20 protein-coding genes are annotated in these 22,901 nt (G+C 58.1%); 19 read left to right on the top strand and 1 reads right to left on the bottom strand.

Annotated features, from left to right (window positions below; genetic code table 11):
* Positions 1–43 precede the first annotated feature (43 nt).
* From B0G52_RS26760 to B0G52_RS26690, 15 genes are all read left to right on the top strand, one after another.
* Positions 44–1,864: a cache domain-containing sensor histidine kinase gene (locus B0G52_RS26760; RefSeq protein ID WP_094049009.1), complete on the top strand. Its 1,821-nt coding sequence runs from the start codon at positions 44–46 to the stop codon at positions 1,862–1,864.
* Between the two features lie 208 nt (positions 1,865–2,072).
* Complete coding sequence (locus B0G52_RS26755) at positions 2,073–2,987, top strand: ABC transporter permease (RefSeq protein WP_094049007.1); 915 nt, start codon at positions 2,073–2,075, stop codon at positions 2,985–2,987.
* An 18-nt stretch (positions 2,988–3,005) separates the two neighbouring features.
* Entirely contained in the window at positions 3,006–3,890 is an 885-nt protein-coding gene (locus B0G52_RS26750) for a carbohydrate ABC transporter permease (protein WP_094049005.1), read from the top strand.
* A gap of 123 nt (positions 3,891–4,013) precedes the next feature.
* Positions 4,014–5,564: an extracellular solute-binding protein gene (locus tag B0G52_RS26745; protein ID WP_094049003.1), complete on the top strand. Its 1,551-nt coding sequence runs from the start codon at positions 4,014–4,016 to the stop codon at positions 5,562–5,564.
* A 32-nt stretch (positions 5,565–5,596) separates the two neighbouring features.
* Positions 5,597–6,658, top strand: a complete 1,062-nt coding sequence (locus B0G52_RS26740; protein WP_094049001.1) for a glycoside hydrolase family 130 protein — start codon at positions 5,597–5,599, stop codon at positions 6,656–6,658.
* On the top strand, positions 6,648–8,135 hold the full coding sequence (locus tag B0G52_RS26735) for an FAD-dependent oxidoreductase (RefSeq protein WP_094048999.1): 1,488 nt from the start codon (positions 6,648–6,650) through the stop codon (positions 8,133–8,135). Before B0G52_RS26740 ends, B0G52_RS26735 begins: the two co-directional genes overlap by 11 nt.
* Before the next feature lie 175 nt (positions 8,136–8,310).
* Positions 8,311–8,622 (top strand): DUF1806 family protein, encoded by a 312-nt coding sequence (locus B0G52_RS26730; protein WP_094048997.1) that lies wholly within the window; start codon positions 8,311–8,313, stop codon positions 8,620–8,622.
* Entirely contained in the window at positions 8,619–9,323 is a 705-nt protein-coding gene (locus B0G52_RS26725; protein WP_094048995.1) for a PIG-L family deacetylase, read from the top strand. The genes B0G52_RS26730 and B0G52_RS26725 overlap by 4 nt, the downstream gene beginning before the upstream one ends.
* Before the next feature lie 80 nt (positions 9,324–9,403).
* Positions 9,404–9,889 (top strand): RrF2 family transcriptional regulator, encoded by a 486-nt coding sequence (locus tag B0G52_RS26720; protein WP_094048993.1) that lies wholly within the window; start codon positions 9,404–9,406, stop codon positions 9,887–9,889.
* Positions 9,890–9,943: 54 nt separating this feature from the next.
* Entirely contained in the window at positions 9,944–10,861 is a 918-nt protein-coding gene (locus tag B0G52_RS26715; RefSeq protein ID WP_094048991.1) for an NAD(P)/FAD-dependent oxidoreductase, read from the top strand.
* A complete protein-coding gene (locus B0G52_RS26710; protein WP_094048989.1) occupies positions 10,858–11,739 on the top strand; it encodes a class I SAM-dependent methyltransferase in 882 nt (293 codons plus the stop codon). The genes B0G52_RS26715 and B0G52_RS26710 overlap by 4 nt, the downstream gene beginning before the upstream one ends.
* A gap of 151 nt (positions 11,740–11,890) precedes the next feature.
* Positions 11,891–12,652, top strand: coding sequence for an SDR family oxidoreductase (locus B0G52_RS26705; protein ID WP_094048987.1), 762 nt, complete (start codon positions 11,891–11,893; stop codon positions 12,650–12,652).
* Positions 12,653–12,811: 159 nt separating this feature from the next.
* Positions 12,812–13,375, top strand: coding sequence for a TetR/AcrR family transcriptional regulator (locus tag B0G52_RS26700; RefSeq protein ID WP_094049061.1), 564 nt, complete (start codon positions 12,812–12,814; stop codon positions 13,373–13,375).
* Positions 13,376–13,461: 86 nt separating this feature from the next.
* Entirely contained in the window at positions 13,462–14,475 is a 1,014-nt protein-coding gene (locus B0G52_RS26695; protein WP_094048985.1) for a hypothetical protein, read from the top strand.
* Positions 14,476–14,538: 63 nt separating this feature from the next.
* Positions 14,539–16,497: an AraC family transcriptional regulator gene (locus tag B0G52_RS26690; protein WP_094048983.1), complete on the top strand. Its 1,959-nt coding sequence runs from the start codon at positions 14,539–14,541 to the stop codon at positions 16,495–16,497.
* A gap of 81 nt (positions 16,498–16,578) precedes the next feature.
* Here B0G52_RS26690 and B0G52_RS26685 read toward each other — a convergent pair whose 3' ends face one another.
* Complete coding sequence (locus B0G52_RS26685) at positions 16,579–17,472, bottom strand: LysR family transcriptional regulator (protein WP_094048981.1); 894 nt, start codon at positions 17,470–17,472, stop codon at positions 16,579–16,581.
* Between the two features lie 138 nt (positions 17,473–17,610).
* Between B0G52_RS26685 and B0G52_RS26680 the strand changes: the two genes are divergently transcribed.
* The 4 genes from B0G52_RS26680 (at position 17,611) to B0G52_RS26665 (ending at position 22,873) form a co-directional block, all read left to right on the top strand.
* Complete coding sequence (locus B0G52_RS26680) at positions 17,611–18,813, top strand: MFS transporter (RefSeq protein WP_094048979.1); 1,203 nt, start codon at positions 17,611–17,613, stop codon at positions 18,811–18,813.
* Positions 18,814–19,233: 420 nt separating this feature from the next.
* Positions 19,234–20,205: an ABC transporter permease gene (locus B0G52_RS26675; RefSeq protein ID WP_094048977.1), complete on the top strand. Its 972-nt coding sequence runs from the start codon at positions 19,234–19,236 to the stop codon at positions 20,203–20,205.
* On the top strand, positions 20,199–21,110 hold the full coding sequence (locus tag B0G52_RS26670; RefSeq protein WP_233163085.1) for a carbohydrate ABC transporter permease: 912 nt from the start codon (positions 20,199–20,201) through the stop codon (positions 21,108–21,110). Before B0G52_RS26675 ends, B0G52_RS26670 begins: the two co-directional genes overlap by 7 nt.
* Positions 21,111–21,247: 137 nt before the next feature.
* Positions 21,248–22,873: an extracellular solute-binding protein gene (locus B0G52_RS26665; RefSeq protein WP_094048975.1), complete on the top strand. Its 1,626-nt coding sequence runs from the start codon at positions 21,248–21,250 to the stop codon at positions 22,871–22,873.
* Positions 22,874–22,901 lie beyond the last annotated feature (28 nt).

The raw sequence follows: 22,901 nt of genomic DNA, 5'->3' as shown, positions 1-22,901 counted from the left end.
CGACAGGATAGAGACGGCTTCACGGCGGGAGGTAAACGGAGCAATGGGGATTTGGCGTAAATTACAGCTGTTGTGGCTCACTTACCGGAAGATGCTGCTGCTCTATCTGTTGGTCGTGCTGCTGCCGGCCGGCGTCATGCTGTATTACTATTTCGAGAAATCGGCCGATATTTTGGAGCGCCAGGTCACGGAGTCGATGCTGAAATCGGTCCAACAGGTGAAAATCAATCTGGATTACCGGCTGTCCAAGGTAGGCGATATTTCCGATGCGCTCATTCTCAACTCCGATCTGTACGACATTCTCGCCCTCGATCCGCTGGTCGGCACCCGGTTCAGTCAAGTGGAAGAGGAGAAGAAGCTGGGCAATCTGATCCGCAGTCTCCAAGGCAGCGACATTCTGAAAATCAAGCTGTACGTCAACGCCGACAAAATGTACGCGGGCGAGCACGTCAACTTCTTCAGCCTCGACCTTGCGCGGGAGATGCCGTGGTACGACGCGGTGATCGGACGCAACGGCGCAGTGGAGTGGATACCGACGCATGTCGAGAATTACATCAGTTCGCCCGGCGAGGTCCGGGTCTTCTCGTCCGCCCGGATGATTCGGGACCCGAACGAATATGCCCGCGTGATCGGCATTCTGATGCTGGACATGCCGGAAGCCAATCTGGCCGCTATTCTGAACGACGCCGAGCTGGACGTCTCCAATCGGAACATGTACGTCGTCGATCGAGACGGCGTCATCGTCTCCCACGGGCAGCCGGACAAGATCGGCAGCAAGCTTCCCGTGCCGGAAGCCGTCGGCGTGCCTAGCAATCGGCCGTCCGGTATCGAGAAGTTCGCGATGAACGGGCAGCCCTATTTCATGATTCACGCCGCGCTGGGCGCAGGCGGGTGGAGCGTGGTGTCCTTGCTGCCGGCCCGTCAGATCAACCATATGAACAACGATTTCAATTTCGGATTTTCGCTTATTTTGACGTTGTCGCTGGCGCTGCTGTTTATTCTCGGCGCTTTTCTCGTGTTTGTGCATGTCACCCGCGGCACGATCAATCGCGTCCGCCATATTACCGAGCAATTGCGGGAGCGCGGCGCCGCCATGATCGAAGAAGGAATTCCCCATCACAGCGGCGTCGTCATTCGGCTGGAGAAGAGCGTGGCGCACATGCTGTCGACGTTCCAGCATCTGATCGAAGACAATTACCGCGTCAAGGAGCAGGAGAAGGAAGCGAGATTTCGGGCTTTGCAGGCGCAGATCAATCCGCATTTTCTATACAACGCGCTCGATACGATCAATTGGATGGCGCTGACCAAGGGCGCGCACGACATCAGCCGGATGCTGAACATGCTGGCGCAGTATTTTCGGCTGACCTTGAACAAGGGCAAGGACATCGTGACGCTGGAGGACGAGATGAATCTGGCGCGTGCCTATCTGGAAATCCAGAAGCAGCGGTTCCATAACTTCGATTACGCGGTGGAGTGTCCGGAGACTCTGTCCGCCCGGCTTATTCCCAAGCTGTCGATTCAGCCGCTGATCGAGAACGCGATTCTGCACGGCATTCAGGGCGTCGAAGGGCATTACGGCAGCATTCGGGTGGAGGCGGAGCCGATCGTTGACGGCGGCGGGTTCGTGATCCGGGTGTCCGACGACGGGAACGGCATGAACGAGGAACAGGTGGCGCAGCTGTACGACAGCCTGGACGCCCCGCCGTCGCCCTCGCCGTCTGGCTACGGTCTGTACAACGTATGGGAGCGCGTGCGGCTGTTCACCGGCGGCGAAGGCAGGCTGCATGTTCGGTCGGCACCGGGAGCGGGGACGACCGTCAGCCTGTTCGTGCCGGAGCGCGCGGAGCCAGGCGGCTCGCAGTAACCGGCGAATGACGAGGCAAGATAAGACAAGGCTGTCCCGCAAGGCCGCAAGCAGGCCGGGCCGGGGCGGCCTTTTTTTGCTGCGCTTGCCGCAGCGTTTGACCTGAAGAATGGACCAGTACGGTTGAACGATGTGCCTCACGACCGAACGCCTCCGGCCGCTATGATAAAACCAGGATCAAGCGGCGACGCTGGAGGGGAGGGATAGCATGAAGGGCCGTATTCAATGGACTTCTCAAGTCAGACGCAATTACGATTTATACTTGTTGCTTATTCCGGGACTCGTATTTTTGGCGATCTTCAAATACACCCCGATATACGGCCTTGTCATCGCGTTTCAGGAGTTCAATATTTTCAAGGGCATTGGCGGCAGCGAGTGGGTCGGGTTTAAGCAGTTCGAGCGATTGTTCTCCTCTGACGATTTCGGCCGGGTGATGACGAATACGCTGCTCATCAGCCTGTACAAGATCGTCATCCTGTTTCCGATTCCGATCGCGCTCGCGATTTTCTTGAACGAAGTCGGGAAAATGTGGTTCAAGCGCACGGTTCAGACGATCATCTACTTGCCCCATTTTCTGTCGTGGGTCATCATCGCCGGATTGTTCGTCAACATCATGTCGCCCTCTAACGGCATCGTGAACAATATGATCGAATTTTTCGGCGGCGAACCGATCAACTTCTTCATGGACAACGACTATTTCCGCAGCGTGATCGTGGCGACGGCCGGCTGGAAGGAAGCGGGCTGGAACGCCATCATCTTCATCGCCGCGATCGCCGGGCTCGACCCCGAATTGTACGAGGCCTCGAAGCTGGACGGGGCCAGCCGGATTCAGCAGATTTTCACCATTACGCTGCCCGGGATCGCTTCGACCATCGTGCTGATGTTCATTTTGCGGATCGGTCATGTGCTGGAGGCGGGAACGGAACAGATTTTGCTGCTGTACAACCCGACCGTGTACGAGACGGGCGACGTCATCGGCACCTACATTTACCGGATGGGGCTGACCTCGATGGAATACAGCTTCTCCACCGCCGTCGGGCTGTTCGAATCGGTCATCGGGTTTTTCCTGGTCATCGGAGGCAACTGGATGGCCAAGCGGGTGACGGGCAAGAGCATATGGTAACGAAGGAGGCGGACGAAGTTGGAACATTCAATCAAACGGCCGTGGTCTGAGAAGATTTATATCGGAGCGGTGTACGTCATTCTGATCGGCTCGGGCATTCTCTGCCTGTTTCCCTTCTTGAACGTGCTTGCCAAGTCGCTCAGCGCCAACTGGGCGATCATATCCGGCAAGGTGGGGCTGCTGCCGGTGGCCTTCACGATGGAGAACGTCATGTTCGTCCTGCGCGACCGACTGTTTCAGAATGCGTTCCTGATCTCGGTTTTCGTCACGGTCGTCGGCTCGCTTGGAGCGGTCCTGTTTACCGCCGTCTCCGCGTACCCGCTGTCCAAGAAGCATCTGCCGGGCATCAAGTTTATTTTGCTGCTCTACATCTTCACGATGCTGTTCAACGGCGGGCTGGTGCCGACCTACCTGCTGATCAAAAATCTTCATCTGATGGACAATCTGGCCTCGCTGATTTTGCCGGCTCTGATCAATGTGTTCAACCTGCTGCTGATGAAAAATTACTACGAGAGCCTGCCGGAAAGTCTGGAGGAATCGGCCAAGCTTGACGGCGCAAGCAACCTGAGAATCGTGCTCTCCATCGTCATTCCGATCTCGGCGCCGGTATTCGCGACGATCAGCCTGTTCTACGCGGTGTACTTCTGGAGCAACTGGTTTCACCCGATGCTGTACTTGAACGATCCTTCGCTGAAGCCGCTGCAGCTGTATTTGCGGGACATTATTTTGCAGGCTTCGGACGAGAATCTGCTCAACCAGGACATCGACGCGCTGCTCAATCTGTCGCCGGAGGGCATTCGCAATGCGACGATCATCGTATCGACGATCCCAATTCTGCTCGTCTACCCGATGCTGCAGAAGTATTTTATCAAGGGGATTCTGATCGGTTCCGTTAAAGGTTGACCGGGCCGGGACGGCCTTGCCGGACGGAATAATCCCTTGCGCTTGGATCGCGGCAAGCTTGCACCAATTTGCGGCAAAGCGCAGCGGGTTTATTTATAATAAAGCTTACTGGAGGGGTTAGATATGTCGAGGAAAAAAGGGCTCGCCGCACTGCTCGTACTGCTGCTGTCGTTCGCGACGATTCTGGCGGCATGCGGGGGCAACAACAAGGACGCCGGCGGCAATTCCGGCGCAAGCCCGGCTTCGCCGAGCGCAAGCGCCAAGGCGCCGGAAAGCTCTGCGGCCGCGCCGGAAGAGAAGCCGGTTCTGAAAGCTCTGCGCAACTACATGCAGGACGATTACAACAGCTACCCGGTGAATCAGTACATCCAGGAAAAGACGGGCTACACGGTTCGAAACGACATGCTGCCGCAGGAGAAACCGGGCGACAAGCTGAACCTGATTATGGCTTCCGGCGCGGATTACGACTTCATCGACGCGATGAACACGCAGGACTTCTTCAACTTCGCGAAGAACGGCGCGCTGACCGATCTTACGCCGCTGATCGAGCAGTTCGGTCCGAATATTAAGCAAGCGCTTTCTCCGGAATCGCTGGCGGGCGCGACGGTGGACGGCAAAATATACGGCATTCCCACGCTTAACGTCAGCTACGTGAGGGACGGCTTGCTGATCCGCACCGATTGGCTGGACAAAGTCGGGAAGGCGATGCCGAAGACGCTGGACGAGTTCGTCGATGTGCTGAAGGCGTTTAAGGAGCAGGACCCCGGCGGCAACGGGAAGAACAACATTCCGTTCACGATCGACAGCATCGGGCTGGTGGACAACATCATGGGCGCGTTCGGCATTTACGGCCAGTGGAACGAGCTGGACGGCAAGCCGGTTAACGTATCGAGCCATCCGGCGTTGAAGGATTATGCTTCATTCGTGCGTTCCTTGTACGAGCAGGGACTGCTGGACAAGGAATTCGCCACGAACAAATCGGCGACATCCGCGGAGAAGTTCACCAGCGGTCGCGCCGGCGTCATCTGGGCGCGCTGGTCGTCGATTCCCGGATACGACGAAGCGATCAAGAAGAACGTCCCCGACGCGGCTTATCAATTCATTCCGCCGATGACAGGTCCGGACGGACAGAGCGGGTTTACGCAGATCGGAGGATTCAACAAAATCACGTTCGTGCCCAAGTCGGCGAAACATCCCGAAGACGTGGTGAAGATGGTCAACGCGATGCTGGACCCGGAGACGTTCAAAGGGATATTCGTCGGCGAGGAAGGCGTCACCTACACGCTCGAGAACGGCAACTACATGCCGATCGAACCGGCGTTCTTCGAGCAGAGGGGCTCCGCGAACAACTTCGTGATCGGCATGGACGAAGCCAACTTCGTGACGTATTGGCAAGCGCGCCTGCAGAAGAGCAAAGCGATGTTCGACAACTTCCAGCTCGTCAACAACATCCCCAAGGAGCAAATCCATCAGGACGTGCTGGCGTTCGCGCCGTACTTGCCGAAGTATTCGGCGAACGGAGCCAAGCTGGACAGCGCCGTGAACGACTACCTGATCAAGATGATCGTGGACGGCGTATCGGACGACTCGATCGCCAGCCTGCAGAAAGCCTGGAACGGCGCGGGCGGAGAAGAAGTCGCCCAGGAAGTGAGCGTTTGGTACGCGAGTAAATAAAGTCCGGTTAAAGCGGAGAGGAAGTGGCAAGGATGGCGAATTCCGGAGCAAGCGGCGCAGCCAGCGTTCCGCTGCGATCGGCGGCGGTTGTTCATCGGTATGAGGGCAATCCCGTGCTGTCGCCCCGTCAAGTGCCGTACGGTCCCGCGATGGTGTTCAACGCGGGCGTAACGAAGTACGAGGGCAAATACGCGATGGTGTTCCGCAACGACTACGGCGACGAACGGGCCGAGCGGGTGCACGCCAGCCGGACGACGAATCTGGGGTTGGCCTTCAGCGACGACGGCGTCAACTGGGAGGTGCGGCCTTCGCCTGTCTGGCAGTGGTGCGATGAAGAAGTGGATCGCGTGTACGATCCGCGCTTGACGGTCATCGAAGGCAAGGTGTATCTGTGCTTCGCGATGGATACGAAACACGGATTGCGGGGCGGCATTGCGACGACGGAAGATTTCGAGAGCTTCGACGTAATCAGTCTGAGCGTGCCGGACAATCGCAACATGGTGCTGTTTCCGGAACGAATCGGCGGCTGTTACATGCGGCTGGAGCGGCCGATGCCGGTATACAGCCGGGGAGGGCGCGACCGGTTCGATCTGTGGCTGTCCGAATCGCCGGACCTGGTCTACTGGGGAAAGTCATCCCTCGTGCTGGGCGTCGAGCAGGTCGCGTACGCCAACGACAAGATCGGTCCCGGCGCGCCGCCGGTTCGCACGAAGCAGGGCTGGCTGACGACGTTCCATGCCGTCGATATCGATCCAGCGCGCGGCAAGAACGGCTGGGAGCCGAAGTGGGCCAAGCGCTACAGCGCCGGCATTATGCTGCTCGACCTGGACGATCCGCGCAAGGTGATCGGCCGCTCCCGCGCGCCGCTGCTGGCGCCGGAGGCTTCCTATGAGGTCGCGGGCGGATTTCGCAACGACGTGATCTTCCCCGGCGGCATGATTCTTGAAGACAGCGGAGAAGTGAAAATCTATTACGGAGCCGCGGACACGGTGGAGTGTCTGGCGACCGCGCATGTGGACGATCTCGTCGCCCTGTGCCTGAAGGACGGTCCGGGCGGTCCCGCGACGGGTGGAGGATGGGCGAATGATGTATGATCTGGTGATCTACGGAGGCACGTCGGCAGGACTGGCCGCCGCCGTGCAGGCGGGCAAGCTGGGACTGCGCGCGGTCGTGCTGGAGCCGTCCGCCCGCTTGGGCGGGCTGAGCTCGGGCGGGCTCGGCGACACCGATTTCGGAGACAAAAGCGCGATCGGCGGATTATCGCTGGACTTCTACCGGAGGCTCGGCCGCAGGTACGGCACGGATAATGCGGCAGCATGGCTGTTCGAGCCCAAGGAGGCGCTGGCCGTGTTCCGGGAATGGGTCGAGGAATACGGGCTCGACGTGCGCTTCGGCGAACGGCTCGACCCGATCGATCCGCTCGTCAAGCAAGGGAGCCGCATTGCGGCGATCCGGATGGAATCCGGCCGCAGCTTCAGCGGGCGGATGTATATGGATGCCGGGTACGAAGGAGATCTGATGAAAGCCGCGGGCGTGTCCTACGCGACGGGCCGCGAGTCCAACCGCGTATACGGGGAAACGTACAACGGCATTCAGACCGCCAACGCGGTGAAAAATCAGCTGCCGCACGGCGTCGATCCCTATGTGGTGAAAGGCGACCCGTCCAGCGGCCTGCTCCCCGGCGTCAATCCGGACGCCGGCGGCCCCGACGGACAGGGCGACCATAGAATTCAAGCCTACTGTTACCGGATGTGCCTGACGGACGATCCGGCCAACCGGGTGTTCGTAGAGCAACCGGACGGCTACGACGAGCGGAATTACGAGCTGTTGTTCCGGGCGATCGAGCAGGGGGAGCGTATTTTTTTCAAGCTGAACAAGGTGCCGAACCGCAAGACGGATTCGAACAATGACAAGGGCTTCTCCACCGACTACATCGGCTGCAACTACGATTATCCGGAAGCGTCGTACGCCGAACGGAACTTGATCGCGGCTGCGCACGAGCGCCACCAGCGAGGCTTGATCTGGACGCTGCAGCACCATCCGCGGGTGCCGGAAAGCTTGCGCGCATTCTATGCGCCGTGGGGGCTGCCTCTGGACGAATTCGAGGAGAACGGGCATTGGTCGCCGCAGCTCTACATTCGGGAAGCCAGAAGAATGGCGGGCGACTTCGTCATGAACGAACACCATATTTTCCTGCGTTCGCCCGTCGTGGACGCGATCGGACAAGGCTCCTACACGATGGACTCGCACAATGTGCAAAGGCATGTGAGCGCGGAAGGCTTCGCGGTCAATGAAGGCGATGTGCAGATCAAGCTGAAGGGTCCGTATCCGATTAGCTACCGCGCCATCGTGCCCAAGGAAGAAGAGTGCGTCAACCTGCTCGTGCCCGTCTGCTTGTCGGCCTCGCATATCGCATACGGTTCGATCCGCATGGAGCCGGTGTTCATGGTGCTGGGGCAATCCGCGGCGACCGCCGCGGCGCTCGCGCTGGAAGCGGATATCCCCGTGCAGGCGGTGGATTACGCCGCGCTGCGGGCGCAAATGCTGCGGGACGGGCAAGTGCTGGCTTGAACCAAGCTCGACTCCTCACGACAGACTCCTTTTAACTAAGCAGGAAGCTCTTGAATTCGTCCTGGCGACGGTTCAAGAGCTTTTTACATTCTCAAGAAAGCTAAGGTACAATGAATAGAGTTGTTAAAAGTGTCCATAAGGCCATCTATCGATGGTCAAGCGAAAGGAGACCGCCATGATCCCGATTATTAGATCCGATGCGGAACAGCAGCTGCGGAAGTTCGTAGGAGCCGATGCGTACATCCATAGCGAAGCGACATCGTATATTTTCGCGCGTAATTTCAAGGTCAGAATTACCGAGGCTTTCGTCGCCGGAGAAGGGCCGTATCGCGTCGCCCTCCGATTCGACGGGCACGGTTGGCTTCGTATGGAGGCGCTCACCCATTATGAGGCGGAGGAGCAGGGCCGTCTGCTTCTTGCCGGATATGACGACAGAGGACGGATGAACGTCGCGCTTCACTTGGGAAAGGAGCCGTTCCCGGAATGAAAAATTCGAAAACGCAGCGCAAGCTGCTTGCCGTGTTCGCCCATCCGGACGACGAGACTTTCATATGCGGAGGGACGCTGGCGAAATATGCCGCCGAAGGCGTCGACATTACGCTGGTCAGCGCAACGCGCGGCGAGATGGGGCGCCGGATGGGCAATCCGCCGTATTTGAACCGGGAATCGATGGGAGCCGCCCGCGAATCGGAGCTGCGGGAAGCGTGCGCGCATCTGGGCGTGCGCTCGCTGCATTTTCTGGACATCCGCGACAAGACGGTGGAATTTATCGACGAGGCCGTGCTGACGGAGCGGGTAGCGGAATTTATCCGGGAATTGGAGCCGGACGTCGTGCTGACCTTCCACGAGAAGCTGGGCGGGCATCCCGACCATTGCGCGATCGGGAAGGCGACGACGGCCGCGTTTCGCCGCACAGCGGTCCGGGGCTCGCTCTACTTTATCAGCTTCGGAGACATGATGGCGCAGCCCGAGCGCTACGGCTATTCCCGCGAAGACGTCGTCCGGGTCGACGTGAGCAGGCACCTGCAGGCAAAGCTGGCCGCCTTCCGCGCCCATCGCTGCCAGACCGAGATCGATGAGTGGGTATGGCGATCCAACCGCGAAGCGCTGTCCGGATTCGGCAAGCACGAGTATTTCACGCGCGGGGCTGGAAAGTCCGGCAACGGGGGCGCTCACGATCTATTTTAGCAATCGACTTGCCATTCGAGGGCAAATCGGATATTATGGACATCACAGGTCCATAATAGGTTTGCGGAGGGGAGGAAAGCATGCAATATTCCAAAAGCACGGATTACGCCCTGCACGCCCTGCTTCATCTCGCTCGTCCGGAGCTTCGGAATAACGTCGGCATCAAGGAGTTGTCCGGAATGCTGGAAGTTTCGGAGAGCTATCTGTCGAAGATCATGTCCAAGCTGCGACAGGACGGACTCGTTCGCGCGGTGCCGGGAGCGAACGGCGGTTATGAGCTGGCGCGACCGGCCGAGGACATCTCTTTTCTCGATGTAGTCCAAGTCATCGAAGGCAGGCAGCAAATGTTCGAATGCTCGAACTCGCGATCGCGGCAGCATCGGCTGTTGGCGGAAGAAGAGGACGGTCGGGAGCCGGCGCCATCCAGAGGGAGCGAATGTTTGGTCGAGAAAGTGATGAACGGCGCGGAGCAGCAGCTTCACCAATATTTGCGGGAGCACACGATCCAGTCGGTACTGGATGAGGCGCTGCAGCGCGGCGGGTTTCAAGCAGCCAAGAAGCGATGAGCTTCTTGTACACTAATTATGGACATTAAAGATCCATGGAGGTTGATTAGAAAAATGGAAAAACAACTGCTCGATGCGGCGATTATCGGCGGCGGCCCGGCAGGCTTAAACGCCGCGCTTGTACTGGGGAGAGCCAGGAAAAACGTGACGGTGATCGACGAAGGACGTCCCCGCAACGCGGTAACGCACGAGACCCACGGGTTTCTGACCCGCGACGGAGTCAGTCCCGGCGAATTTCGGCGAATCGCCAAGGAACAGATCGGCGCCTATCCGTCGGTGTCCTTCCTGGCGGATACAGCCGTGTCGATCGAGGGCGCGGACGGCCGGTTCCGAATCACGACGGCACAAGGCGTCACTCTGCTTAGCAAAAAGCTGCTGTTTGCCGTCGGCATGAAGGATCGCCCGCTGGACATCCCCGGACTGACGGACGTTTACGGGAAGAGCGCGTTCGTATGTCCGTATTGCGACGGCTGGGAATTACGGGATCAGCCGCTGGTTATCATTAACAAGGGAGCCGAGCTGATGCATTTCGCGCCTCTGATCTCCGGCTGGACGGACCGGTTTACGATCTGCACGAACGGCCCCGATGAGCTGACGGACGAGCAGCGCGAAGAGCTTCGGCGGCACCGGGTTCCCTTGCTCGACTCGCCGATTCGTCGCATCCAATCCGATGACGGAATCGTGCGCGAGGTCGTGCTTGCGGACGGGGCGGTCGTTCCGTGCAGGGGGATCTTTTTTAAACCGGAGCTGACGCTGGGATCGGACCTGCCCCAAACGCTCGGATGCGCGATGACGGAAATGGGAACGGCGGCGGTCGACGCTTTCGGGAAAACAAACGTGCCGGGCGTCTACAGCGCGGGGGACGCGGCCTCGCGGATGCATCAGGCGATCGCCGCCGCTTCGATGGGCGCGGTTGCCGCAGCGATGATAAACGGCGAGCTGAACGCCGAAGCTTGGGGGAGAAGCGAATGAATCATTTTTACGATGAGGCGGCGTGGGAGAAAGAGTGGAAGGATCACGGAGACTCGGTCGCGAACAAGCTGGCAGGCGCCGGCGTCGATCCGTCCCGTTCCTTCGATTCCAAGGCGAAGACGTTCAACGAGCAGTCCTTTAACGAAGAGGGAAGACGGCGGACCGCGCGAATTATGAATTGGCTGGAAGTTCAAGGCGTAGCGTTCGATGGAGCCTCCGTGCTGGACGTCGGCGCCGCCTCCGGCGTATTCTCGGTGCCGTTCGCGGAGCGGGGGGCTTACGTTACGGCCGTAGAGTCCTCTCCCCCGCTGGTCGAATTGCTGAACGCCAACCTGGCCGGGGTCGGCCCGGACCGGGTGAATATCGTGGCGGAGCCGTTCGAGAACGTCGACGTGGAGGCTCGGGGCTGGAGCGGGAAGTTCGACTTGGTTTTCGTCTCGATGTGCCCGGTCATACGCGATTGGGAGAGCGTGGAGAAGGTGCTGGGCTGCGCAGGCCGGTTTTGTTACATCAGCCTGCCTGTCGGTTCGGCGGAGCATAGTCTGGCAAGCGAGATTTGGCCGCTCATTGTCGGCCAGCCGTTCAAGCCGGCGCCTACGGCTATGGGGTATTTGCTGCATCTGCTGTACCTCAAAGGCTACTCCTACCAATCGATCGTCACGCAGGAGACGAAAACGGCCGAGCTGTCCCGGGAAGCGGCGCTTCAGGAGGCGATGAACTTGCTGCGCGGCCGCGGCCTGCCTTCCGATGAGCAGACTCGCCGCACGATTCAGGATTACCTGGAGCGCACCTGCCCGTCCGGAACGGTATCCGTCAGACAGGGCGGCCGCTTCGGCAAAGTTCTGATCCGGCTGCAGGATCTGTCTATGTACGGCTAGAATCTGCGGAAGCTTTGCCCGCCGTACGCGTATCCGCTAACGACTGCAACGAAGCCGCGGCACCGGTTGGAGAGGCTCGTTTGACAGCAGCGCGTCTATTCCTTATAATTTTATTGTACAGTTGTTCATTAAAATTGCGGAGGGATTCATGATGCGATTAAAAGGCAAAGTAGCGGTTGTCACCGGCGCCGCTTCGGGTATGGGCAAAGCGATTGCGGAGTTATATGCGAAGGAAGGCGCCAAAGTCGTCGTATCGGACCTGAACGTCGAAGGCGCGGAATTGGTCGTGTCGGGCATTCGGACAAGCGGCGGCGAAGCTGTCGCGATCAAGACGAACGTCGGCAACTTGAACGATGTCAACGCGATGATCGACAAAGCCGTCAGCGAGTTCGGCACGCTTGATATTCTGGTCAACAACGCCGGCATTATGGATAATATGGCGCCTGTCGGAGATGTAGACGACGATAGATGGGATCTGATTTTCGACGTGAATACGAAAGGCGTCATGCGCGCGATCCGCAAGGCGCTGCCGATCTTCCTCGAGAAGGGAAGCGGCGTTATCGTCAATACGGCATCCACGGGCGGCTTCAGCGGCGCTCATGCGGGCGCAGCTTATACGGCTTCCAAGCATGCCGTCATCGGCATTACGAAGAATACGGGCTTCATGTACGCGCAGAAGGGCATTCGCTGCAACGCGATCGCTCCGGGCGCGACGATCACCAATATCGCCTCGACGATGACCAACATCAACGAATTCGGAGCGTCGCGGACGAAAGTGACGCAAGGCGTCATTCCGCGCGCCGGACAACCGGAGGAAATCGCGCAAGTGGCGTTGTTCCTGGCGTCCGACGAGTCCAGCTTCGTGAACGGCGCTGTGATCGCGGCCGACGCCGGCTGGACGGCGGGCTTCTAAGTTACGGTCGGCCGGAAGGCTGCAAGAAGAGCGAATCTTCTTGCAGCCTTTTTACATTTCCCCGATCCCGTTATATAATACAGGTTGCCATCTGGATATTAGACATATGTTGAAAGAATTGTTCACTATAAACGGGATAACAAGCGGGGAATGGGAGATATGAATCCGAACGATTTGCGAGTCATCAATACAAAGAAGGCGTTGCACGAAGCGTTGCTGGCGCTGCTCAAAAATGCGCCGCTCGAATCGATCTCGGTATCGACGCTGTGCCGCAAAGCGGAAGTCAGCAGGGGGGCGTTCTATCTTCATTATAAGGACGTAAGCGCCCTGTTCGACGAGCACCTCCGCCATCTGCTTCAGGACTTGGAAGAATCCTATTACGAGCCGTACCGTCTCGTTCCGGAACTCGTTCCGCGTCTGCTCGATCCTTCGACGATCCGTATTTTCCATCATGTCAAGAAGTACCAGTCGTTCTACGAAATCGTGTTCGACAAAAACTCCTCGCTGTCTTACTACTATTCGCTGTTCGGAAAAATCAAAAGCCTGATGCTGGACAATTCCGAGCGTTATCCGCCCGGCATCCAGGATCTGTCGATGCTTGTCTCGTATCAGGCCAATGCGATCATGGGACTGCTCATCCAGTGGAACGAGGACGGCTTCTCCCACAGCCCGGAATATATGAACGAGCAGCTCGTATATTTGGTGGGAGTCAGAGACCGGTAGGCGGCTGCCGGATCTGCCGATACAAGGATTTTTTGCCGGGTCGCGTCGAATTAGGTTAGAACTACGGACGGGATGAGGTTGAACGTATGGGGCATAAGTCTGCGGAGTGGAAAAAAACAAACGGGTGGACCAAGCTGGCTTGCCTTCTCCTGCTGCTTGTCGCCGCGGCTCTGTCGGGCTGCAGCTTTGAGGTGGAGACGTCGTTCTCGAGCGATCAGACGCCGAAAGCAGTGACCGAAACGGCAAATCCGGCAGCGGACAAGGAGCGGGCGGTCTGCGAGGCTTACGAGGAAGAAGCGGAGCCGGGCGTGTGCAGCTATATCGTCGATTGCCACGACGCCGACGAGTGCGAGGCATGGGCCGAGCGCATGATCGAAGAAATGGAGCAGTGGCTGGGCGATCTGACGTATTCCGAAGGCTGGGACGTGGACGAGCTGGACAGTCAGAAAGAGGCGGAAGTGCTGGCCTCCTATGAGGTCGAGGACAATGAGCTGGACTTGATGCCGTCCGATGAAGACGAGGAGTATTACGCCTGGTTGTGGGAGCGCTTCGCCTGGATAATTCCTTCCGACCGCAGGCAGATGGTGACGACCTTCGAGCTGTACGATCATGCTGACTTGCTCGCTTACGTCATTCAAGACGACGAGGATTACGAGAATTGGACCTACGCAGCCAACCAGATCCAATCGACCTACGAGACGGAGCGCGTCATGACGGACATTCACGAGTTCGGCCATCTGCTGTCGCTGAACGCGGAGCAGGTCGATCCGTACGCGGACGAAGACGAATGCGATACGTACATGCTGGACGAGGGCTGCCCGTATCCGGATTCGTATATTTACCAGTTCTATAAGCAATTTTGGAAAAAGGCCGTCAGCGAGGACGAGGAAGATTACGTCACGGACTATGCGATGACCAGCATCTATGAGGATTTTGCCGAGTCGTGGTCTTATTTCGTCATGACCGTTCGTCCTGAAGGGGACTCGCTGGCGGATCGCAAAGTGCGCTTCTTCTACGATTATGAGGAGCTGGTGCTGCTGAAGGCGAGCATTCTGGGAAGGGCCGCTTCCTGGATCGACCGCAACGCCGAGTGGGAATAAGGGATCTTTTCGTAATATGGGCAGAACACGGGACTAAATCGAAGCTATGAGGAGGTGCGGGCAGTGGACGCCGGCAACCGTTCGTTGGATTTGTTTACGGCCGAGCGCCTGGAGACCGTTGCGCGCGTGTGGGCCCTGGCTTCGGTAAGACTCGTCGACATACGCTGCCGGCATATGGGCGAACAAGAGCCGTTTCATTACGCGCTGCCAGCCAGCACGTTAATTTATACAAGGGGCGGGCATGCGGAGGTCAGTCTTGATCAGGCTGTCTACCATGCCGAACGCTTTGGCATTTTTCACGGAGGCAAGGGAACGGAGGTATCCATTCGCACCGATAAGGGTGAGCTGGATATTTATTTGCTTCTATATAAAGCGGACTTCCCGCCAGCTTATAAGCAAGAACTTATGCGTTTGCTGGACCAATTCGATCCGTTCCGGCAGAGGTACGGCTTTGCGCCGGGAGACCCGCTGTTTTTCGAACGTCATGTGCCCGACATGTACCGGCAGTGGCAGTCTGCGGACCCGCTTCGACAATTTTACGAGAAGACCGCGCTTCATCGGCTGTTTTACGAGGTTTATTCCGCGATCGGGCGGGGGGACATCCACGTTTTCCAACCGGACATCGCCGCCCAGGCCGTACGTTTCATCGACAAGCACTATCGTTCCAATATTACGGTCAAACAATTGCAGGAGCTGCTGCATATCAGCTCGGCGCAGCTTAATCGGCTGATGAAGAAGAAAACCGGCAAGACGCCTCAGGAATACCTGATGCACGTCCGGTTAAACGCAGCCAAGGAACTGCTCACTCGCCAAGACGTGACGCTCAGGGAAATCGCCCGGGAAGTCGGTTTTTACGACGAATATCAGCTTAGCCATGCCTTTAAGCGCTGGTATGGATTAACTCCGATCGCGTTCAGAAGAAATCTTGCATTCCGGATGAGAAATCCATACATTGATAATGATTATCAATCTCCCTACAATGAGTTTAGTTCTGCAGACATAACTCAACTCAAAGAAGGGATAGAACGTTCCATGCACAGCAAAATGAAGCACAAATCCTTGTTGGCGCTGGCGCTCGGACTGACGCTGCTGTCCGCCTGCTCATCTGCTCCGGCCAAACCGGTCGCCTCCGAGTCTCCCAATGCCGCATCGCCCGTCTCTTCGCCGTCCCAATCGGCGTACGCCCAACCGTCGGCAAGCGAGAGCGAGACAAGAATCGTATCGACTTCGACGGGGGAGGTTGAAGTTCCCGCAAATCCGCAGAGAGTGCTGACGACTAATCTGATCGGCGACTTGATCGCGCTGGGCGTAACGCCGATCGCCGCTCCCGAGCATGAAGCCAATACGATCGCGTATCGGGAACTGGCAGCGCCCGTTCCCCTGTGGAAGGAGCTGAATCCCGAGCTGGTAACGAGCTATGAGCCCGATCTCATCTTGGTGTACAGCAAGGAGCAATACGACGCCTTCTCGAAAATCGCGCCAACGGTTCTGTTCCCATTCTTCGAGCTAAGCGCGCAGGATAGAGTCACCGCCCTTGGAGACGTGCTGAACAAGCAGGAGGAGGCCAAGCAGGTGCTGGCCGACTACAACGCCAAAATCGCGGACGCCAAGCGGCAATTGGAGGAAGCGAACCGCGCCTTCGAGGGTCAAACCTTCAGCATTCTGGAATTTATATGGGGCGGCCTCTACGTCTACGGCGACAGCTTCGGACGGGGCGGAGACATCGTCTACAACGGGCTCGGCCTGCAAGCCCCGGAAGTTGTTCGCAAGGAAGTCATCGCAGGAGAGCAGTGGCGCGAGCTATCCATGGAAGTGCTTCCCGAATATGCCGGCGATTATATTTTGCTGTCCGGCGATGTCGACAAGATCTCCGAAAACCCGGTATGGGATACGCTGCCAGCCGTCAAGAACGGCAAGGTGATCCCGTTGGATTTCGACTTGTTCTACCATAACGATATTTATTCGGCGGACAATCAGCTTGAATATCTGCTGGACAAGCTGCTTGAAGCTGCCGGCTCCTAAGAGAGGGAAATGCGGATACGGTGGGGATGTCTTCGCTCGCGAGCGAGGGGCATCCCCCTGTTTTGTTACGGCAACAAGGATTTATTCGGAGAAAAAAGCGATAATCCGCTCCATGAACGCTTTGGCGGCTTGTCCGAGATAGCGGTCGGAACGGTACAGGATTTCAAGGCTCCGGTACGGCGTCTCCTCTGCGATCGGGATGCAATGCAGCCCGGGATCGTTGATCTGCCGAATGAGAGGATAAGGCTGGACGGTCGCTCCGGCAGTTTCTTTGACCAGGCTGAGCACCGAAGTGGCTGACGTCGTCTCAAGCGTCGTATTCAGCGTAAAGCCGCGCCTGCGGGTAAAGCGTTCGACTAGATCCCGTCCGATGTAGCCTTCCGGGTACATAATCGTCGGCAGCGTCCTCAGCTCGTCGAGACGGATGGGCTCCTTCCTGCCGCGGAGCGGGTGGCCGTCGGATACGACAAGCACGTAATCCTCCTTGCACAGCGGAATCCGCACGAGCCGTTCGTCCGTATAATCTCCGAGACTGCTGCCGATGTCGATCCCGATATCGATCTGGTTGTTCAGCACGAGCTGCAGGATGTCGACCGAGGCGAACACCTGCAGCTTGATTCCGGGGAAACGGCGATGAAACTCCGTCAACAGCCCGGTAATGCGATAGTCGAGATCGGACGGAAGCACGCCGATGCGCAGCGTTCCCCGCTGCGCTGTGCGCAGATCGTCGATCGAATCTTTGGCGTTCTGCAGATCGCGGACGATCTGAGAGCTGTACTGCAGCAGCATGGCGCCGGCCTCGGTCAGCGCGATCCTTTTGCCCAGCCTGTCGAACAGAGGCGTATTCAGCTCATCCTCCAGGGCGCGGATTTGCTGGCTGAGCGTCGGCTGGGAGATGCCGATTTTCTCCGCCGCTTTCGTAAAATGCATTTCCTCGCACACGGCCATGAAATAATGAAGCTGTCGGATCTCCAAATGGAATCGCCTCTTTATCATTGGTTTTACCAATGATATTAATAGAAATAATAGTATTGATCAATCGTATGCTCCGCTATACACTGTTAACACCTGGTTTGAACTACGGCAACTATGATTGACGGAGATGAACATACGATGCGATTTGTTTATTTGCTTGCCGCCCTTTTTCTGGCCTCCTTGAATTTGCGCCCGGCGATTTCCTCCGTGTCCCCGCTGCTCGGGACGATCCGGGAGTCGCTGGGAATGAGCGGCACGGCGGCCAGCCTGCTTACGTCTCTGCCCGTGCTGTGCATGGGGTTCTTCGCTCCGGCGGCCGTCAAGCTCGGCTCGCGCTGGGGGATCGAGCGAACCGTCTCGTTAAGCCTGCTGCTGGTTGGAGCGGCTACGGCGGCGAGATACGCGGCTTCCACCGAAGCTCTGATGCTCGCGACGGCGCTTATGATCGGAGTCGGCATCGCCGTGACCGGACCGCTGCTGTCCGGCTTCATCAAGAAGCATTTCCCCAATCCTTCAGCGATCGTGGGCGTGTATTCCATGTCGCTCGTGATCGGCGCCGGGATGGGCGCTTGGCTGGCCGTGCCGCTGCAGACGGCTTTTCAATCCTGGCAAGCGTCGGCAGCCTCTTGGGCCGCGCTTGCTTTCCTGGCTCTGTTTTTCTGGTGGAGGCCGGTTAAGCCGCTTGAAGGAGCTCCGCCCGTTCAAGGGGCGACCAACATCCGGGGCACTGTACGCGCGAGCGGGACATCGAATGCCCGAACGCTGCTGCGCAGCAAGCGCGCCTGGCTTCTGACCGGCTTCTTCGGCATTATGTCCATTATGTTCTATTCCATGACGGCCTGGCTGGCCCCGATGATCGAAGAGATGGGCTACGGCACACAGACGGCAGCCTCCGCGCTGACCTTGTTTACGCTCATTCAGATTCCGCTCGGCCTGCTCGTACCGCTTCTGGTCAGCCGGTACGGGGGAAAGGCGATCTGGCTGGTCGCCTTCTCCTCGCTCGAGCTGGCCGGACTGCTTCTGCTGCTGGCCCAGTCGTCTCCTTGGCTTGTTGCGACCCTGATCGGCATTGGAGCAGGCGGTCTGTTCCCGATCGCGCTTATGCTGCCCATCGACGAGACCGGGAGCGCGGAGGAAGCAAGCGCGCTGTCCGCCATGACGCAATCCGGAGGTTATACGATCGCTTCGCTCGGACCGCTGTTCGTCGGCGTTGTCCACGACGCCGCGGACAGCTACGTTCCCGCCCTCGGAGGGCTGGCGGCGCTAGTCGTCGTGATGATGGCGCTTCAGTTGAACATCGGCAGGAAGCCGGCGGCTGCGGCGCGGCTTGCCGGCGGATAAACCCGGGTGCGGGGCGCAGAGGGCGGCGCCCCCCGGCTCCGGCATCCTTGACTCGCCCATCCTCGCAGTCCAGCAAAAGATATACAGCGCATTGATGAATGATCCCGCACGGCCCCTCCCTCAGTGCCCCCAAAGTTCGCGAATAATGAACTCCCAATCCACCCCACCGGCAACCCGGTCCATGAACATTTACATCCCTTATCCACGAGTTTTGCAGCCCGATTAGCGTCATTTTGCGTCCGAATCCGCGAAAAGGAGTGTTGTCACAAAAAAAGAAGATCCCCGCAGGGAAGGAAGGCGTACTCTCGCAAAAAGTGTCCGTATCGGACCGGCGTCGTTCCGTGATAGGCTCAGGCCGAGACAACAGCAACAGCAACAGCCATCCACCATTCCGGGGCCACGGAGCAAAAGGAGAGAATTATGGTTACGAACTCGACATCCTTGGGGAAGCCGCCTTCGGGAACACGCGGAGCACGCGAGGGACGAGCGCCGACTCTATGGAAGCAGATTTCCCGCAATCGCTTCCTGTACGCGCTGCTCATCCCCGTGGCGATCTATCTGATCTTATTTAAATACGCGCCGATGGCGGGAGAGATTATCGCCTTCAAAAACTATCGTCTGTCCGAAGGCATATGGGGCAGCAGTTGGGTCGGCTTCGAGCAGTTCGAGAAGCTGTTCGCCAGCCGCGACTTCTACATCGTGCTGAGGAACACGCTGCTGCTGAATTTGTACCATCTCGTATTCGCTTTTCCCGTGCCGATCGTCCTGGCCATTCTGCTGAACGAGGTGCGGGCGGAATGGTACAAGCGCACGCTGCAAAATCTGCTCTACATTCCCCACTTCATCTCATGGGTCGTCCTGGGCAGCATCGTCATCGCGCTGCTGTCGCCGTCCACCGGCGTGGTCAACACTGTGCTGAAGGCGTTCGGCATGGAGCCGATCTACTTTATGGCCGACAAGTTCTGGTGGCCGGTCAGCTTTATCGTCTCGGGCATATGGAAGGAAGCGGGCTTCGGCACGATCCTGTATTTGGCGGCGATGTCCTCGATCGACCCGACGCTGTACGAAGCGGCCAAGATCGACGGGGCGAGCAAGCGGAGGCAAATCTGGCACGTCACGCTGCCGGGCATGCGCAGTACGATCGCGATCCTGCTCATTCTTCAGGTCGGCAAAATGATGGACGTCGGCTTCGAGCAGGTGTACACGCTGCGCAACGATGCCGTCACGAGCGTGGCGGAAGTGATCAGCACATTCGTCTATACGAGAGGGTTGGTCAGCCTGCAGTACAGCTACACGACGGCGCTCGGCCTGTTCCAGTCGCTGATTGCCCTCATTCTGATCGTGTCGGTCAACCGCATCATTAAAGCGATGGGAGAGCGAGGCTTATGGTAACGATGGGTAAAGACAAGGGCGGCCCGCCCGCATCCGCAAGACGAGGGCGCCCGGACTCGCCTGCCAGATGGCTGAACAACGTATTTTTGGCGCTGTGCGCCTATGCCACGCTGTTTCCTTTCGTGAACGTGATCGCTACGTCGCTGAGCAGCAGCCGGGCGATTAACGCCGGGGAAGTGTTCATGTGGCCGATCGAATTCAACGTCGACGCGTACCACAATTTGATTCGGGACGGCCAACTGATCGTCGCGATGCAGAACACGGTGCTCATTACCGTTGTCGGTACGGCGCTCAACATGCTGTTTACGATTATGGCGGCGTACCCGCTGTCCAAAGCACGGCTCAGAGGCCGCAACTTCATGCTGATGGCGATTCTGTTCACGATGCTGTTCAGCGGCGGGCTTATTCCCAACTTCCTGCTCGTGAACAGTCTCGGTCTTGTCAATACGTACTGGGCGCTCTGGCTGCCCGCTCTGATCAGCGTCTACAACATGTTCGTGATGAAGGCGTTTCTGGAAGGGCTGCCGGAGGAGCTTGAAGAGTCCGCCTCCATCGACGGAGCCGGCGAGTTCACGATACTTACGCGCATCATCCTGCCTTTATCCAAGCCGGTCATCGCCGCGCTGACGCTGTTTTACGCGGTCGGCTGGTGGAATTCCTATATGAACGTGCTCATCTACATTCGCAGCACGGACAAAATGTCGCTGATGGTGAAGCTGTACCAGATGATTGATCTGGTCAGCTCCGAGCTGCTGCGCGGCGAGGGCGTCACGCAGGCGGTCATTACGCCGGAGAGCATTCGAGCCGCAGCCGTCGTCTTCGCGATTCTGCCGATCTTATGCGTCTATCCGTTCCTGCAGAAGCACTTCATCAAGGGCGTGCTGCTCGGCTCCGTCAAAGGGTAGTCGAGCAAACGGGGATATCTAATGCATCTTTTGGAAGCGTGTTCATCAAGTCCGGTTTTCGGCGCCGAATTCCGAGCGGCTTTTTGAACAAACTCTCAAATGCATTTTGATATAATAAAAAAAACAGGAGGGCGAACATGCAACAGAAGAGAAGCAGCAATAAGTCCAAGGGGAGTTTGGCGCTGATCATGGTTATGCTTGCGGCGCTGCTGGCGTCCGCTTGCTCAAGCGGCGGCAACGGTGAGGGCAGCGCAAGCGCCAAGCCGGAGCAGGGGAGCGGCAGTCCGTCGGCCGGCGCGTCGCAGTCGGCATCCGACGATCCGTACGCGAACGCGCCGAGAAAGATCAGCATTTCGATGTTCGATCGCGGCCAGGTGTCCAGCGACGAAGGCACGTACGAGGACAATCGCTGGGTGAGATGGATTCGCGAGCAGTCCGGCATCGACGTGACGATCGTTCCGGTGCCGCGCAATCAGTCCCAGGATTCGCTGAATGTCCTGTTCGCGTCCGGCCAGGCGCCGGATCTGGTGTGGGAGTTCGACCGCGCCTATATCGGCAAGCTGGTGACGCAGGGCGTCATTCAGCCGATCGGCGATTATATCGAGAAATACAGCACGTCCTATAAAAAATATTTGGAGGAAAACCCCGACCTGCTTCCGCACATGACTTTTAACGGGGAGATTTACGCCGTAACCACGAAGCGGCCGATCACATCCATCGCCAACCACGGCATGTGGATTCGGCAGGACTGGCTCGACGAACTGAATTTGCAGCGTCCGACAACGGTTGAGGAACTGGTCGAGGTCGCCAAGGCGTTTAAGGAGCGCTATCCGGACAGCACGCCGATCGTCGGCCATACGACCGGCGACATCTATTCGGCGATGTTCGGCGCGATGAACTTCCTCTGGTATCTGGAGGACGGCAAGATGCAGTACGGCGCTACGCTGGACCGGTTCGCCGATGTCGTCGCTCTCGAAAAGCAGGTTTACGAGCTGGGCCTCGTGGATCGGGAATATCTCACAGACAGCAACAATCAGCGGGCGGCCCAGCTGTGGACAACTGGCAAAGCCGGCATTTATCTCGGCCAATGGGGCAACGGCGCCAACGATATTATGATTCAGGATATGCTGGCCAACGATCCGAACGCGAAGCCGGAGCCGCTGGAGATGGTCGCCTCGCAGTACGGCAAATACGGCGCTTATCAGGAAGCTTCTCCGAATATTCTCGTCGCGTTTAACAAAGAAATGAAAAATCCGAAGGCGGCGATCGAATATTTGGACTGGCTCATCGACAAAGGCTGGTACCCGCTCGCCTACGGGGAAGAGGGCGTGCATTACAAACTGGAGGGCGGCGTGCCGAAGCGGCTGGACGACGATAAATTCAACAAAGAGGTGCTGTATGCCGGCGAGTACGCCGTCGTGCGCGATCAAGTCGTCAAGGCCGAGGATCTCATAGCCATGGCCGCGGACGACGAACTGTCCCAGCGCATCGCCGCGCTCAAGGTGGAGTCGTTGAAGCTGACGCTCAAAAACGAATTCCGCCGCGACATTCCGTATCAGCCGAGCTTTGACGAAATCAACGAGATTCGGGCGACGCTGGATAAGTTTATCCGCGAGACGCGGGCGACGGCGGTGACGCAGGGCGCCAAGTATACGGGAGAATGGGCGCTCGGCGAGATTCGCAAGGAATGGGATCGGCTTGGCGGCGCGAAGGCGCAAGAGATTGCCCAGCAATGGTACGAGGAGAACAAAGGCAGCTTCTAGTCGAAGGCTGGGCGCTTCCGTAACGGGA

Origin of the sequence: Cohnella sp. SGD-V74, from assembly GCF_003001675.1 — a bacterium.
Taxonomy (GTDB): Bacteria; Bacillota; Bacilli; order Paenibacillales; family Paenibacillaceae; genus Cohnella.
This window is presented reverse-complemented; position numbering and strand designations above follow the sequence as displayed.

What these genes read in the sequence shown, in the direction of transcription:
- B0G52_RS26755 (WP_094049007.1), top strand. Translation starts at nt 2,073, where the DNA reads ATGAAGGGCCGTATTCAATGGACTTCTCAAGTCAGACGCAATTACGAT.
- B0G52_RS26665 (WP_094048975.1), top strand. Translation starts at nt 21,248, where the DNA reads ATGCAACAGAAGAGAAGCAGCAATAAGTCCAAGGGGAGTTTGGCGCTG.
- B0G52_RS26760 (WP_094049009.1), top strand. Translation starts at nt 44, where the DNA reads ATGGGGATTTGGCGTAAATTACAGCTGTTGTGGCTCACTTACCGGAAG.
- B0G52_RS26670 (WP_233163085.1), top strand. Translation starts at nt 20,199, where the DNA reads ATGGTAACGATGGGTAAAGACAAGGGCGGCCCGCCCGCATCCGCAAGA.
- B0G52_RS26735 (WP_094048999.1), top strand. Translation starts at nt 6,648, where the DNA reads ATGATGTATGATCTGGTGATCTACGGAGGCACGTCGGCAGGACTGGCC.
- B0G52_RS26730 (WP_094048997.1), top strand. Translation starts at nt 8,311, where the DNA reads ATGATCCCGATTATTAGATCCGATGCGGAACAGCAGCTGCGGAAGTTC.
- B0G52_RS26705 (WP_094048987.1), top strand. Translation starts at nt 11,891, where the DNA reads ATGCGATTAAAAGGCAAAGTAGCGGTTGTCACCGGCGCCGCTTCGGGT.
- B0G52_RS26700 (WP_094049061.1), top strand. Translation starts at nt 12,812, where the DNA reads ATGAATCCGAACGATTTGCGAGTCATCAATACAAAGAAGGCGTTGCAC.
- B0G52_RS26720 (WP_094048993.1), top strand. Translation starts at nt 9,404, where the DNA reads ATGCAATATTCCAAAAGCACGGATTACGCCCTGCACGCCCTGCTTCAT.
- B0G52_RS26710 (WP_094048989.1), top strand. Translation starts at nt 10,858, where the DNA reads ATGAATCATTTTTACGATGAGGCGGCGTGGGAGAAAGAGTGGAAGGAT.
- B0G52_RS26740 (WP_094049001.1), top strand. Translation starts at nt 5,597, where the DNA reads ATGGCGAATTCCGGAGCAAGCGGCGCAGCCAGCGTTCCGCTGCGATCG.
- B0G52_RS26680 (WP_094048979.1), top strand. Translation starts at nt 17,611, where the DNA reads ATGCGATTTGTTTATTTGCTTGCCGCCCTTTTTCTGGCCTCCTTGAAT.
- B0G52_RS26695 (WP_094048985.1), top strand. Translation starts at nt 13,462, where the DNA reads ATGGGGCATAAGTCTGCGGAGTGGAAAAAAACAAACGGGTGGACCAAG.
- B0G52_RS26725 (WP_094048995.1), top strand. Translation starts at nt 8,619, where the DNA reads ATGAAAAATTCGAAAACGCAGCGCAAGCTGCTTGCCGTGTTCGCCCAT.
- B0G52_RS26745 (WP_094049003.1), top strand. Translation starts at nt 4,014, where the DNA reads ATGTCGAGGAAAAAAGGGCTCGCCGCACTGCTCGTACTGCTGCTGTCG.
- B0G52_RS26675 (WP_094048977.1), top strand. Translation starts at nt 19,234, where the DNA reads ATGGTTACGAACTCGACATCCTTGGGGAAGCCGCCTTCGGGAACACGC.
- B0G52_RS26715 (WP_094048991.1), top strand. Translation starts at nt 9,944, where the DNA reads ATGGAAAAACAACTGCTCGATGCGGCGATTATCGGCGGCGGCCCGGCA.